The organism is Blastococcus aggregatus, from assembly GCF_900221005.1.
GTDB classification, from domain to species: domain Bacteria; phylum Actinomycetota; class Actinomycetes; order Mycobacteriales; family Geodermatophilaceae; genus Blastococcus; species Blastococcus aggregatus.
This window is the reverse complement of sequence record NZ_OBQI01000004.1, coordinates 82,664-96,302: the sequence shown is the minus strand read 5'-3', so window position 1 is coordinate 96,302 and position 13,639 is coordinate 82,664. Positions and strand designations below refer to the sequence as shown.

General features: G+C 70.9%; 13 protein-coding genes. 3 read left to right on the top strand and 10 right to left on the bottom strand.

All coding sequences use genetic code 11. The annotated features are described in order from the left end of the window. Positions 1-124 precede the first annotated feature (124 nt). Positions 125-1,471: a phospholipase D-like domain-containing protein gene (locus CRP29_RS13760; protein WP_176522970.1), complete on the bottom strand. Its 1,347-nt coding sequence runs from the start codon at positions 1,469-1,471 to the stop codon at positions 125-127. Between the two features lie 171 nt (positions 1,472-1,642). Here CRP29_RS13760 and CRP29_RS13755 point away from each other — a divergent pair, with 171 nt between their 5' ends. Further along, positions 1,643-2,302, top strand: coding sequence for a hypothetical protein (locus CRP29_RS13755; RefSeq protein WP_141437130.1), 660 nt, complete (start codon positions 1,643-1,645; stop codon positions 2,300-2,302). 19 nt (positions 2,303-2,321) lie between these two features. Continuing rightward, positions 2,322-3,119, top strand: a complete 798-nt coding sequence (locus CRP29_RS13750; RefSeq protein WP_097195649.1) for a hypothetical protein — start codon at positions 2,322-2,324, stop codon at positions 3,117-3,119. Here the strand turns inward: CRP29_RS13750 and CRP29_RS13745 are convergent. From CRP29_RS13745 to CRP29_RS13705, 9 genes are all read right to left on the bottom strand, one after another. After that, positions 3,100-3,489 carry an STAS domain-containing protein gene (locus CRP29_RS13745; protein ID WP_141437129.1) on the bottom strand — a complete coding sequence of 130 codons (390 nt, stop codon included), beginning with the start codon at positions 3,487-3,489 and terminating at the stop codon, positions 3,100-3,102. The genes CRP29_RS13750 and CRP29_RS13745 overlap by 20 nt on opposite strands. Positions 3,490-3,628: 139 nt before the next feature. Continuing rightward, a complete protein-coding gene (locus CRP29_RS13740) occupies positions 3,629-4,093 on the bottom strand; it encodes a GerMN domain-containing protein (RefSeq protein ID WP_176522969.1) in 465 nt (154 codons plus the stop codon). Between the two features lie 179 nt (positions 4,094-4,272). After that, on the bottom strand, positions 4,273-5,688 hold the full coding sequence (locus CRP29_RS13735) for a sensor histidine kinase (RefSeq protein ID WP_097195646.1): 1,416 nt from the start codon (positions 5,686-5,688) through the stop codon (positions 4,273-4,275). Positions 5,689-5,738: 50 nt separating this feature from the next. Continuing rightward, positions 5,739-6,434, bottom strand: coding sequence for a response regulator transcription factor (locus CRP29_RS13730; RefSeq protein ID WP_097195645.1), 696 nt, complete (start codon positions 6,432-6,434; stop codon positions 5,739-5,741). A 194-nt stretch (positions 6,435-6,628) separates the two neighbouring features. Continuing rightward, a complete protein-coding gene (locus CRP29_RS13725; RefSeq protein WP_097195644.1) occupies positions 6,629-8,863 on the bottom strand; it encodes an MMPL family transporter in 2,235 nt (744 codons plus the stop codon). A 61-nt stretch (positions 8,864-8,924) separates the two neighbouring features. Further along, the gene (locus CRP29_RS13720; RefSeq protein WP_141437128.1) at positions 8,925-9,269 is read right to left on the bottom strand and encodes a hypothetical protein; all 345 of its coding nucleotides are present in this window, start codon (positions 9,267-9,269) and stop codon (positions 8,925-8,927) included. A gap of 101 nt (positions 9,270-9,370) precedes the next feature. Next, positions 9,371-9,667, bottom strand: a complete 297-nt coding sequence (locus tag CRP29_RS13715) for a hypothetical protein (protein ID WP_097195642.1) — start codon at positions 9,665-9,667, stop codon at positions 9,371-9,373. 243 nt (positions 9,668-9,910) lie between these two features. After that, the gene (locus CRP29_RS13710) at positions 9,911-11,527 is read right to left on the bottom strand and encodes an ABC transporter substrate-binding protein (RefSeq protein WP_176522968.1); all 1,617 of its coding nucleotides are present in this window, start codon (positions 11,525-11,527) and stop codon (positions 9,911-9,913) included. Positions 11,528-11,844: 317 nt separating this feature from the next. Next, positions 11,845-12,267, bottom strand: coding sequence for a PRC-barrel domain-containing protein (locus tag CRP29_RS13705; RefSeq protein ID WP_097195640.1), 423 nt, complete (start codon positions 12,265-12,267; stop codon positions 11,845-11,847). Between the two features lie 232 nt (positions 12,268-12,499). Here CRP29_RS13705 and CRP29_RS13700 point away from each other — a divergent pair, with 232 nt between their 5' ends. Continuing rightward, positions 12,500-13,573 (top strand): YihY/virulence factor BrkB family protein, encoded by a 1,074-nt coding sequence (locus CRP29_RS13700; protein WP_097195639.1) that lies wholly within the window; start codon positions 12,500-12,502, stop codon positions 13,571-13,573. The last annotated feature ends 66 nt before the right edge of the window (positions 13,574-13,639 follow it).

Here is a 13,639-nt window from a genome sequence, read left to right as displayed (position 1 = left end):
GTGGACGCCGGACGGAGGAGTCGCGACACGGCGGCCGATTCGACCGACGCAGTGCCGCCCCGACCGTCACGATGACCGACGACTACGTCGTCGATCGGGAACCGGTCGAGCACCTCCGATGAGGTCATGGCGCCGACGGAGGATGCTCTCCGGCGACGGTGATGCGTGGGCCGGCGCGGCCGTGACCCTCCTCGGAAGGCCCATGCCGCGAACCCCGCTGCGGGGACGGGTGCTTGTCCTCAGACCGCACGAGGTGCGGCCGCGGGCCCGCCAGGCCGGCACCACCCCAGCCGCGCAGCGGCCGGCCGAGGGCGTCAGCGGCCATCTCGAGCACCCGACGCCTGACTGGCCGAATCTTCCATCCGGCGTCGGTGACGCGCTCGCTAGCGCGCAGGTCCTCGTCGAAGTCGCTGTCGAGCACCGCCGTGACGGAAGGGTCGTCCACGAGGAGGCACACCTGCTCGTTCAGGGTCAGCGACCGGACGTCCAGGTTCGTGGTGCCCACCATCGACAACTGGCGATCGACCGTGAGGACCTTCCCGTGCATCAGGCTCGGCTGGTAGCGCCAGATCTCCACGCCCGCGTCCAGCAACTGCTGGAACTGCCGCTCGGCCTGCAGGTGGACCGACGGGCGGTCCACGTGTGGGCCGGAGACCAGAAGCTGCACGGTCACTCCACGCCGGGCGGTGTCGGCGACCAGCGTGAGCAGCCAGTGAGGCAGCCGGGCGTAGGGCGTGCACGCCCTCACCCGTGTGCTCGCCGTCTGGAGCAGCGCGGCGACGGCCAGGGCCGCGTCATTCCAGCCGGGCGCCGACGAGGAACGCAGCACCTGGACGGCGCTCGTACCCTCGCCGCACAGTGGGGGACAGCGGTCCGCGGGGGTGAGAGGAGTGCCTCCCGCCCACCGGGCCTGGGTCTGGAACCACGGGCCGGCGAAGGCCGCACGCAGGCCTGCCACGGCTGGCCCCGCGACCCGTACGCCGGTGTCACGCCAGCTTCCCGGATGGTGCCCGTCGCCGTCCCATTCGTCGGCGATGCCGGTTCCGCCGGTGAAGGCCAGCGCCTCGTCGCATACGAGGACACGGCGGTGCGTGCGCAGGTTCCACACCGTCGGTCGTGCACTGGGAAGCGGGCGATAGGACAGGACATGGCAGCCGGCGCGGCGCAGAGACGAGAGGCGGTCGGAGGAGATTCTCCGGCCGCCGTAGGCATCGAGCAGGACTCGAACCTGCACACCTGCTGCCGCCCGGCTGGCGAGGGCATCGGTCAGCCGGCCGTCGACGGCCCCGCTGCGCCAGGCGAACCACAGCAGGTCGATGCTCCGTGTGGACGCTGCGATCCCCTCCAGCAGAGCTGGGAACATCTCCTCGCCGTTCCGGAGGACGTCCACCTGATTGCCGTCGGTGAAGGGCACCCCCAGGAAGCTCTCCAGGATCCGGCGGCGTGGTGTGCGGTCCGGTGCCAGGGACATGAAGTCATCGCAATGGCGGGCAGCGAACATCGATCCTCCTGGCATCGGCCGATCGAAGTGGCGTAGCGGCGTGCGCACCGGCGTCGGCCGCCACACCATGCCCACGGACCGGGTGCCGGCCGACTGGAGTCGAACAACGACACGGAGCCGTCACTCATCAGCGCAGCGCCGTTGCGGACGCGTGACAAGTCGCGAGCTGGCGGGAGCGAAGCGCCTGACGGGGGCAGCCCCAGGGAGCCCGAGAAGCATCCCGGCGGCGTCGTCCCGGCGCTGCCGTTCCCCAGGAGGAGATCTGCCGTGACCGCCATCCGCTCTCGCACCGGGCGGCTGTTCGCCGCCACTGCCATTGCCGCTTCCACCGGATTGGGTCTCGTCGCCTGCGGTGACGAACCGGATCGAGGAACGACGCTCGAGGACATCAACGAGGAAGGTGTCGAGGACCAGGGAGATCTCGACGATCTCCAGGACGACGCCACGGAGGCGGACATCGCGGAGGCACCCAACGACGACGACAGCACCGCGTTCTTCGACGACCCGGAGTCCTTCACCGCTGAGCCGGTCACCGTCCGCGGGAAGATCGTGGAGGTCCTGAGCCCGCAGGCATTCGTCATCGGCGAGGGTGACATGGCAACCCTGGTGACGCGGCCGACCCCGGACGGGGTGACCCTCCTCCCGGGGTACATCGCCCAGGTCACCGGTGATGTCGGCACGTTCCTCCTGCCGGAGGTGGAGGAAGACCTCGGCCAGGACCTGGACGACGAGGGCTACGCGGTGTTCGAGGATGGTCCCTACATCGCCGCCGTCGACGTCAACCTTCTCGACGAGGACTGACGTCGCCGGGGCCGGACTCGTGCACGTCTCGCTCACCACGGCGCAGAGCCTGATCGGTGCGCTGGCCCTGGCTGCCCTCCTGGCGGGGCTGCATCTGGCCGCGCCGCGGATCCGCCGGTTGCCGCTCGTTCCCGAACGCGCCACCGCCTCCTTCGCGGGTGGGCTGTCCGTCGCCTACGTCTTCCTTCGCCTGCTTCCGGAACTGGCGGACGGCGAGGAGGCGATCGGGCGCGCGCTCGACGACGTCGTGGAACCGACGCCCGTCGTGGACCTCGGCATCTTCGTCGTCACCCTCGCCGGCTTCGCCGCCTTCTACGGCTTGCAGCGGCTGGCTGATCGGCACTCGCCCGACCCCGCCCGGAAGGGCCCCGGCCAGAGGCCGTCGGCCCTCGAACCGGTCGGGGTCTACTCGCTCCACCTGGGCGCGTTCATGGTCTACAACGCGCTCATCACCTACACGATGGCGTTGCGACTGCAGACCGGCCTGGCGTTCATGCTGCTGTTCACCGTGGCGATGGGTCTGCACTTCGTGCTGACCGACAGATCGCTGGAGGCGCACTACCCGCACAGGTTTCCCCGCAGCGGACGGTTGCTCCTCTCGGCCGCCTTGCTCGCCGGCTGGCTGCTGGACGCGTTGCTCGCACCGACCAGCACCCTGCTGGTCGCGGTGCTCACGGCGCTGCTCGGCGGGTCGATCCTGCTGAACGTCTTCAAGGAGGAGCTCCCGGCGTCCGGGCGGTCCAGCTACCCGTGGTTCCTCACCGGCTTGGTGCTCTATGCCGAGCTTCTGGCGTCGGTCACTGCCCTGGAGGCGTGAACCCGTCGAAAGTCCCTGCCGCGTCTCGAGGAGCCAGCACGGTGAGACGATCGCCGGCCGCTTCGACCGCCGTCCGGGTCGCCTTCAGCGAGCTCAACCCGAATTCGTCGGTCGACCGCAGCTCCCGAAGGTCGACCACGACGTGGGAGAACCCGCCGTGGCGGAGGGCCTCCACGGTCCCCCGGAGCTGGTCGGCGGTGCGGCGGGTCAGATCGCCCCGTGCCCGGACACACCCGTGTGTGTTGATGACCTGGCTGAAGACCGTGGCGGAATCGCGGAGCGGGAGGGGGCGCGGGTCGTTCATGACGGCCTCGTGCTTCGTCTCCATGTCGTCCTCCGGACTGTCGGCGCGTGATGGCGGGCGGATCACCCTGCCTGCGTCAACCGTGGCACCGCTCGGGCCGGGGGCCTACCGATCCTGCGGTTCTGTCATGGAGCTGTCCGAAGGGCGTGTCACCACCTGCGCGGCGAGCGCAGTAGATGACGCTCAGGTGACCAGGGGCGGTCCGTCAACGCGGAGCAGGGCTGCCTTCGGTCGAGCTGCTGGTCGCGCCCGGAGGGGGGCTCGTCGTGGGCGGAGCGGCTGTCGATTCTGCCGGTGCGACGGAGCGGAAGTCCCCGCGGTCGACAGGGCCCGACGAGAGACCGGCATCGGTGGGCACCTCGACCGGGATCCCTTCCACGGTGAACTGGACATCCTCGACCGTCGGCAGGGCCGTGAGGGTCCAGACGATCTGCGCCACTGCGAGCAACTGGTTGCCGCCGGTGATCCCGGCGAAGCCTCGGCTCACGGCCACCGTCGCGGTTCCGTCTGGCCCCACGGCCTCGACGCCCACCACCTCTGGGGCCAATGCGGTACGGATGCCGTCCGCAGCCTCGGAGCGGGTGGGGCCGTCCACGACTTGAGCCAGTGCTGCGGCAGGCGAGGAAGCGCCGATACGACGGTCCACGGGGGCCAGGTCGGCGCCGCGCACGAAGAAGACGGTCAGCCGCGGACCCGAGGACTGATCCGGTCTCCCCATCTCCGCGGCCGGCGGTGCCCCGGTCGGCGCAGCCTCAGCGGCATCCTGAGCACGAACCCCGCAGCTGCTCACGAGTGCCACGAGCAGTGCCGCGAGCAGGGCCAGGAGGCTTCGCTTGGCAGCGCCGCTCCTCATGAGACGGCACCCATCGGCAGCTGGACGACGAACCGCGCTCCCCCCGACGGGCTCTCGGTCACGGTCACGGTGCCCCCCATCGCCTGGACGTGCCGGGCGACCAGTGCCAGACCCAGTCCGGCCCCGTCAGTACGGGTGCGGCTGCTGCCGGTTCCCCGGGCGAACCGGTCGAAGATGCGCAGCCGTTCATCCTCGGGAATACCCGGCCCGTCGTCGTCCACCGCCACACGGGCGGTGGTGTCGCTGCAGGTGACCGTGACACCGCTCAGACCGCCGCCATGCTTGTCGGCGTTGTCCATGAGATTGCCCAAGACGCGCTCGAGGCGTCGCTTGTCGGCACGGATGACCACGTCGGTCGCCGCGGCGTCCACGCGCAGCTCAGCGGTGTCCCTCCCCGTGAGGCGACGTCGGGCGAGTGTCTCCTCCACGAGAGCGGCCAGGCGGACGTGCTCCAGGACGAGGTCCGCGTTGCCGGCATCGGACCGCGACATCTCCAGAAGGTCGGCGACGAGGCGCTCGAAGCGGTGGACTTCCGAACGGAGGACCGACACGCCCTCCCGCCCCTCGGCGGGGAGCTCCGCCGCGGAGTCCTCCACCAGGTCGATCGCCCCGAGCATGGCGGTCAGGGGGCTGCGCAACTCGTGACTGACGTCAGCGGCGAACCGAGCGTCCGTCCGTACGCGGGCCTCGAGGGAGGCGGCGGTCCGGTTGAACGAGGACGCGATGGCGGCCAGAGCCGGATCCCCGCGAGGGTCGATGCGTGTGGACAGGTCGCCCTCGGCTATGGCGCCGGCGGCCGAGGCCACGCGGCTCAGCGGACGTAGAGCCGGCCCGGTGACCCACCACCCCATGGTGAGCAGGAGCGGCACCAGCCCGACGACCGAGATCCCCAGGCCCGCGGCGAGAACGCGATACGTCCGGTCCAGCTCGTCGAGGGGAAAGACCTCGAAGTAGGCCTCGTTCAATCCGGCCAGCGGGATGCCGACGGCCATCAGCGTGCCGTCCCGCGTCTCGATCCGCTGCCGCGCGGGGCTTCCCTCGAGGACCGGTCCGGCCAGGCTGTCCGGGATGGCGTCGCGGCCCACGAGCAGGGACGTCGTCACCCACTCGCCATCGTCGACGTAGAGAGAGATGGACCCGCTCTCGCGCGGCAGCTGGGCGAGTACTTGGGGGACGGTCAGTCGCTCCGTGCCCAGGGCCCGCTGGACCTGCGTGGCGTTGTCCGCGGCCTGGATGAGCGTCGTCCTCTCCCGTTGCACGAGCAGGTACTGGGAGACCGCTACCCAGACGGCGGTTGCGAGAAGGCTGCAGAGCACCGTGGTGACCACCGTGAAGGCAAGGGTTGCCCGCCCCCGGAGAGTTCGTAGCGGGTTGGTCCTCCCGCCCCCGAGCTCGGCAGAGTCTCCGTCCACCCGTGGAGGCTCGACGGGGTGCTCTGGCGCGGGGCGGGACCGGGTCGCCGTCACGGGGGGATGCGGTAGCCCATGCCGCGCACGGTCGTGACCACGGTGGGCTGGCCCGGATCCTCTTCGACCTTCTTCCGCAACCTCCGCACGTGCACGTCGACCAGGCGGGAGTCGCCGAAGTAGTCATAGCCCCAGACCCGCTGCAACAGGTCCTCCCGGCTGAGGACGCGGCCGGGCTCCTCAGCCAGCTCGCACAGGAGTCGGAACTCGGTGCGGGTCAGGTTGACGAGCTCTCCGTTGCGCGTGACGGTGCCGTCGTGGGGCGCGATCTCCAGCTCGCCGACCGAGATCCGGACGCGCGGCTCCGGAGAGCGGGTACGGCGGGCCAGCGCTCGGATCCGCGCCGACAGCTCCTTGGCCACGAAGGGTTTGGAGACGTAGTCGTCCGCACCCGCCTCCAGCCCGGCCACGACGTCGTGGCTGTCGCCCCGCGCGGTCACCATGATGATGGGCACGTTGGAGGTGCGGCGAATCTCCCGGCACACCTCGAAGCCGTCCTTGCCGGGGAGCATGAGATCCAGCAGGACGACGTCGAAGTCGCGTTCACCCAAGTGCTCGAGCCCCGCCTCGCCGCTCTCGGCCTCGGCGACCTCGAGCCCCTCGCGCTGCAGCGTCATCTGCAGGATCCGGCGGATCCGAGGGTCGTCTTCGATGATGAGCACGGCGCGAGGCACGTCGTCGAGGCTGCCCATCTCACCCTCTCCGCACCACCGCCCAGGCCCTCGAGGCGGCACCAGCCGTCGCCACCTCGAACTGCGCTGAGAATGACGTGCGCCAGCCGGCCTCACCCCCCGCCGCACGGACGTGTCCCGGAGCTGTCACCTGGTCTCGCGTGCGCCTGCTTGCGTGTGACAGTTCTGTTACTTCCGTGCCGCTGTCACGCCGCTCACGGGTCAGGCCCGCGGGGCCAGGACCGCGGACGGGCTTCGCGGGCCGGGCGAGGGTGGCCGGCGGTGAGGATCCGGCGGCTGGGCCAGCTTGCGGCGCGCCCGAGGCGGGTCAGCAGAGCTGGGGTGAGGAGGGGCCGGATGAGGAATGTGTCGAGGAGCAGACCCACGGCCATGACGAAGGCGAGCTGCCGAAAGCTGTCCAGGGGGATGATGGCAACCATCGCGAAGGTGACGGCGAGGATGAGTCCGGCAGCGCTGATGGCGCGCCCTGTGCTGGGCAGGGCGCGGGCGATGGCCTGGTGCAGCGGACAGCGGGCGGCCTCCTTCCAGATCGACCCCACGGCGAAGACGTTGTAGTCGGAGCCCAGCGCGAGAAGCAGGACGGCTGTGGTGAACGGGACGAAGAACAGCAGTCCGGGGTCGCCGCCGAGATCCTGGAAGACGAGGACGGCCAGTCCGAGCGCGGCCGCCACACCGAGGGCGCTGCACGCCAACAGGAGAACCGGCGCCACGAGCGCTCTGAGGTAGAGCACCAGGATCACGAGCTCGACTGCGAAGGCTGCCAGCAACGTGAGCCACAGGTTGTGGCGGGTCAGCTCCACGAGTTCCGCCGCGATCGCCGTCTGACCGGAGACCGCGACCGTGGCGTCGTCCACGTCTGCGTCCTGCAGCAACCGGTCGAGCTTCCCCTGCAGGACGTCGAGGTCGGCGATGGCAGGTGCGGCGAGCGGGTCGCTGTCGAAGAACACGAGCAGCCGAGCGGCGTCGCCGTCCTCCGCGAACAGGACGCCGTACTCGTCGCGGAAAGGGTGCTGCGCCGGCCCGAGCACCGCGGCCACCCCGGGCTGGGACGCGACCGACCGCTGCAGTTCCGCGAGGGCCGCCCGCTGCTCGGCCACCCCGTCCCCTTCCACGAGGATCTCGGTCGGCGCGACCATCCCCCGGAGCCCGGCGTCGTCGAGCACCTCCGCTCCTCGACGGACCGGATCGTCGTCCGGCAGGCCGGCGGCGAAGGAGACGTCCAGTCGCATGTGGAGGAGGGGTAGCGCGGCCAGCGTCAGCACCGTGACCGTGGCAGCGGTGACCAGGGCGGCTCCCTTGCGGCGGGTGACGAGGGTGACGACTCTGCCGGGGGTAGCCGGGCGGGCGGACGCGCGCGAGCCGCCGCCCTCCGTCGACACCCGCCTGGGAAAGAACAGTGCTCGTCCGAGCACGGCCAGAGTCGCGGGGACCAGCGTGAGCGATACCAGCAGACCGATGACCACGGTGAGCGACAGGGCCGGTCCGAAGGCGCGGAAGAGCTGGAAATCCGCCGCAAGCAGCGCCGCCGTCCCCCCTGCCACCGTGAGGCCGGCGACGGCCACGATCGGTCCCTCCGACAGCAGGGTGCGCCGGGCCGCCTCATGGCGGTGCAGTCCGCCCTCGAGCTGACGGCGGAAACCGGAGATGAACAGCACACAGTAGTCGGTGACGACGCCGATGAGGAGTGCAGCGGTGAGTGGGCGGAGCTGACCGGGCAGGGCGAACCCGAGGATCCCGGCGAGGAACTCCAGCACTCGCAGGGACACGAGGTACCCGATGCCGGCGGCGAACAGCACCACCACCGGTGCGACGACCGATCGGAACGTCACGGCGACGACCAGGGCGATGAGCACGAGGGTGGCGATCTCGAAGGTGTGCAGCCGGGCCTGCAGGTGGGCGGCCTGGCTCACCTGGGCCGGAACCACACCGGTCACGAAGGTCTGCACGGACGGGTCGGTCTCGAAGTGGGTCGCGTACCGCTGCGCCAAGCCCATCCGCTCGGCGAGCGCGATGCCCTCAGTTGTGTAGAGAAAGGTGACGGCGGTGTCCGACGTCATCATGGGGACGGGGATGGCCGCCTCGACGCGACCGTCCCCTGGATCTCCAGGGGTGCGCTTGGCCGCCTGCATCGTCGCCAGGGCCTGCACCACCATGTCGGCGCGGGTGAGGACATCCAGGCCGTCCGGGTCGTGCACGACCACGGCGGTCTCCGACAGCGCGGGGATGCGGAAGTCCTCGAGAGAGCGCTCGAGCACTGCGACCGCGTCGCTGTCGGAGGGGAGGAGGCTGCCGATGTCGCCGGCCCCCCCTGCACCGTCGCCCGGGAGTGCGAAGGTGGTGACGAAGGCGGCGGCCACCCATGCGCCGATGACCAGCCACCGTCCCGACACGACGGCGGTGCGCAGGAGACGACCCGGCGCACGGAGCATGCGTCCCTGCTCCGGTGGCCCGCCCCCTGGCGGCGCCGTCACGTCGGCCTGCGCACGACCGTCACGGGCCGGCCGGCGGCGATGCCGGAACGCCGGTGCCTATGGCGCGGTCGGGTCGCCGGACGTCGACATCGCAGGCTGCCGTTCCCGCTCTCAGTTGGTCGCGCAGCGGCCGGACCTCGTGGAGGACCTCGTCCAGCCGGCGGGCGTCCAGCGCCGCTATCGCGCTGCCGGCGTCCTCGAGTGCGGCGTAGACCTGTTCCGCAGCGGTCACGGCGCGCAGACACGCGTCGTCGAGCCTCCCCACGACGCCCTCGGCAGGGGGTGGACGTTCCGACGAGGGACGCGCTGCGGTGGGCGGCTCGGCGACGGCGGCGACCTCTGCACCGTCGTCGATCGTGGACACGGCCAACCCGCCAGTGACCGCTCCGAGAGCGAACGTCGCGGCGACGAGCCAGCCGGTCCGCACCCTTCCGCGGCGAGCGGACGACGAGTGCTCCGCGACCCTCACCGCGCCACCCCTCTCGAGCAGGTGGCCTCCGGCGCGGCGCGGTGGATCTCGTACCCGGGTGCGGTGGGCAGCTCGTCGTCGACGATGAAGACAAGTGGTGGCGCCGACAGGGTGGCGCCGAGCTGGTGGAACAGGCACTGCCACAGCTCGGGGCGGACGTGTACGGCAACCGGCGGGGCGGCGTCCGGCCGGTAGGCCTCGGACAGGATGTCGCCGAAGGTGTCGCCGCCGGCAGCCACGGGACTGTGCGGTGCAGCCGCCGGACTCTGCGCCCGGAGAATGGTCGTGCTCATCGTCGCTCCTCGCTGGAACCACGGCCGCGGACATCACCGCGGTCACGTCCGTGGTGCCCACGGCCAGGTCGACGGAGCTCGACGTGACGCCCTTGTCGCGAAGCTGTCACCTTCCCGCCCAACATGCGCGGCCCCCGGTGCCCCGGGGCAGGCGGATCCGCGTGATCCCCACGACCGCGAGCGGGTACGCCACACGGCGGTCCAGGCGGTGTTCCGCCTGGACCGCCGTGGTTCACGGGGTGCCTAGTCGGTCACCCAGACGTGGCCCCACATGGCGGTCGCACCCGGCACACCGTTGCCCGGTGTGCCGTCCGGGAACTCCCAGCCGCCTACGTTCTTCACCTCGTCCTGCACGGCGATGTCGGTGAGGGTGTAGCCGGTGAAGAGGTTCGGCACGTTCTCCGACACGTCGAGGCTGATCGCCTCGACCGCGGCCTGGCGCTCCTCGAGGTCCGTCGTGGAACGCAGGATCTCCAGGTTCTCGTCGATCACTGCACTGGTGTAGCCGGTGAAGTTGAGTGCGCCCGGGGTGAACGCGTCCTTGAGGATGTAGTACGGGTCCTCCTCGGAGCTGAACCGGAAACACTGCACGTCGTAGTCCCGGGCGAGCGCGTTCTGGATGTGGGCGGCCTGCTCGACGGTGGTGAGCTCGACGTCCATGCCCAGGCCGCTCCAGAAGGACTGGTAGAGCTGGGACAGCTCGTTGAGGCTCGGGTCGGGCGGGCAGGCGTAGGTGAAGGAGATCGGGGAGCCGACCGGCTGCCCGTCGGAGCGCTGCGGGTCGTTGATGTACTCGTCGTAGAGCTCCTGCGCCCGCTCCGGGTCGTAGTCCGGGAAGGCTTCCGCAGCGTCCTCGGAGTAGAAGGGGCTGTCCGGGCTGAAGTACTGGGTGGCCTCCGGGGTCAGTCCCGTGCCGCCGAGGACCTCGATGAGGGCTTCCTGATTGATGGCGTGCCCGAGTGCCTGCCGCACTCGGCGGTCGTCGAACGGCGGGCGGGTCGTGTTGATCAGCGAGCCACCGCTGTTGTTGCCCAGATACTCGTAGTTGTCCACGCCCTCCAGGTCGCGGGCCCGGGCGATGGTGCTCTGCCGCAGGGACTGCATGGCCTGGATGTCACCGCTCTGCAGGCTGGCCAGCCGGGTGTCCTCGTCGGGGATCGGCCGGAAGGTGATCCCGTCCAGGTAGGGCAGGCCGTCCTGCCAGTAGTTCTCGTTCCGCTCGACCACGAGGTCGCTGTCACGCTGCCAGCTGACGAACTCGAACGGACCGGTGCCCACCGGGTTGGCCCCGGCATCCTCACCGGCCGCTGCCGCCGCCGTCGGCGAGAACGGCCATCCGGGCGACTGCGTCAGCACGTCGGGGAATGCCGCGTTGGTGTCGGCCAGGTTGTACTGCACCGTCAGGTCGTCCACGACCTCCATCGAGGTCACGTCGGACAGCGACGCCGCCACGTTCGACGTCGGAACGGTGAGGTACTCGTCCCAGATCGTCTTGAGCGCCTGGGCGTTCAGCGGGGTGCCGTCGTGGAACTGGACGTCGGGCCGCAGCTTCAGCGTCCACTGGGTGAAGTCCTCGTTGGGCTCGAGCGACTCCGCCAGGTAGGGCTTGAGATCGCCCTCCTCGGTCCGCTTGACCAACGGGTCGTAGATCGCGTACGCCACCGAGGTGCCCGGGTTGCCGAAGGTGCCCTCGCCGGGCAGCCAGCTGTTGGTCTCCGCCTCCAGGCCCACCTCGATGGTGCCGCCGGTGATCGGGTCACCCTGCTCGGAGAAGTCGTCCTCCCCGACGGCCTGCGGCGTGCCGCCGCCGTCGCCGCCACCGCAGGCGGCGGTGCCGAGCAGGGCACCCACGAGTCCCACGGAGGCGAGCGTTCGCCTCCACGGGCCTCGTGTGGGTCGCCGATGTCCTCGCATGTGATCACTCCTTGGCTCGTCGCATGTAGGCAGGGACGGTGCCGGGAGAGTCATCGCACACACCCCGGTCGGCTCTGCTGCCGGGTCAGGGCGAGGGATCGCACCGGGCCGGCACTCACTGGGTGGCCGGACCCGGGGCCTGGAACCGCTGCCCGGCCGGATGTCAGAGAGGCGTCACAATTGGCGCCGCTCCGCGGGGTGACATGACAGGCAGGTGACCGTTTCCCGGTCGGGCAGCCGCCGTCCACCGGGGTCGCGGCGACTCAGAGGCCGTAGGGATAAGGCGGGTAGGCGTAGCCCGGTGCCCAGTAGGGCGGGTAGCCCCACCAGGCGTAGAGGCGGTCAAAGTACTGCCGGTCACCGGTCAGTTCGGGGTCGTAGCCGGGTGCGTCGTGGAGCCGGGACCGGTCCCGGCTGACGAGCACGAGCTCTCGTCCGACCACGGTGACCGCGTCGACGGGTACGAGGAACCGGTGTCTGCCCAGGCCGAGGATCCCGCCCGAGCCGATGCGCAGGAAGCGCACCCGGTCCTCTTCCTCGTCGACCAGCAGATCGTCCACCGTGCCGAGCTCGGCGCCGTTGCTGTCGATGGCCGTGCGCCCCCGGACGTCGGCCTCCGGATCCGCCACCGTGCGATAGGTGTCGCCCAGCCACACCAGGCGGCCTGGCACCTCGGTCGTAGTCATGCTGCCTCCTCGTCGCGCTGCGTCGTGGGCACGGAGGACGTGCCCCCTCTGGGCGGGTGCAGTCCGGAGAGCGCGGAGCTGCAACAGGAAGAACACGGGCCGGTCACACTCCCGGCTCCAGCCCATCCTGCGTCCGGCGCACCGGTCGGGCGGGAGATGCCGCTGCGACCGGGCGGCGTTCGCCCGCGGCGGTGGCGCAGCGGTCACCGCCGCGTCGTGCTGCAATCCGGTCATGGACCAGCCGCAGGACCTGGAGGCGGACCCGGTCCCCGCCGTGCCCGAGGGGGACGGGCGGTTCGGCGGCGCGCTGACGGCGGGAGACGCGCTCCGCGCCGTCCGTGCCGCGCGGTGGTCGTTCTGGACGCAGGCGTTCGCACGGTTCCGCTACGGCGACGGGTTCTCCCACGCCCGCGCCCTCGCACTGCAGCTGTCCCTGTCCTTCATTCCGCTGGTGATCGCTGCGGTCGGTCTCAGCGGGGCTCTTGCCACGGAGGACCTGGGGCGGGTGCTCCGGTCGACTCTCCTCAGCGTGAGCCCCGGCGGGTCGGGTGATCTCATCCGGACGACCCTGGAGGAGGGAGAGGGGTCCGCGGCGGCGCTGTGGATCGGGCTCACCTTCGCGCTCGCCACCCTGACCACGGCCATGGGGCAGGTGGAGCGCGGGGCCAACCGCGTCTACGGGATACCCCGGGACAGGCCGAGCAGGCAGAAGTACGGCCGGGCGCTGGGGATGACGTTCGCCGCCGGCCTCCCGGGGATGGCCGGGTCCGGTGTGCTGCTGGCCGGCGCAGCCTTCGGTGACGCAGTGGAGGGCGTCTACGGCTGGGACGACGACGTGGTCATGGGGGCGGCGCTGCCGCTGGCCGTCCTCCTGGTGCTCTGCGCGGTGCTGGCCATGCTGCGGCTCGCCCCTCGCCGTCGCCAGCCCGGGTGGTCGTGGCTGGCTCTCGGCACCGTGGTCGCGGTGTCCCTGTGGATGGCGTTCACCGGCCTGCTCGCGGCGTACGTGCAGCTCTCGGCGTCCTTCGGTGTCGTCTACGGACCGCTGACCGGGGTGGTGGCACTTCTGCTCTGGACGCAGCTGACCTCCGTGGCCGTCCTCTTCGGGTTCGCGGTGACCGCACAGCTGGAGGCGCGGCACGCCGGCATCGACCTCGGGGCGGTTCCGGATCGGGCATCCGCCGATCTGGCCGGGGTTCCGGCACGGCCAGGAGCCGACCGACGGACAGCTCTTCTCTCCGTCCGTGATCCGGACGGCGCTGACGGACCTGACACGGCGCTGGCCGGCTGTGTGTCAAGGAGATGACATTGCCCGGCGGCGTGCTTGTCGGGCGACGCCGGGGGCAGCGGGTCGGGGACCTGATCGCCCAGC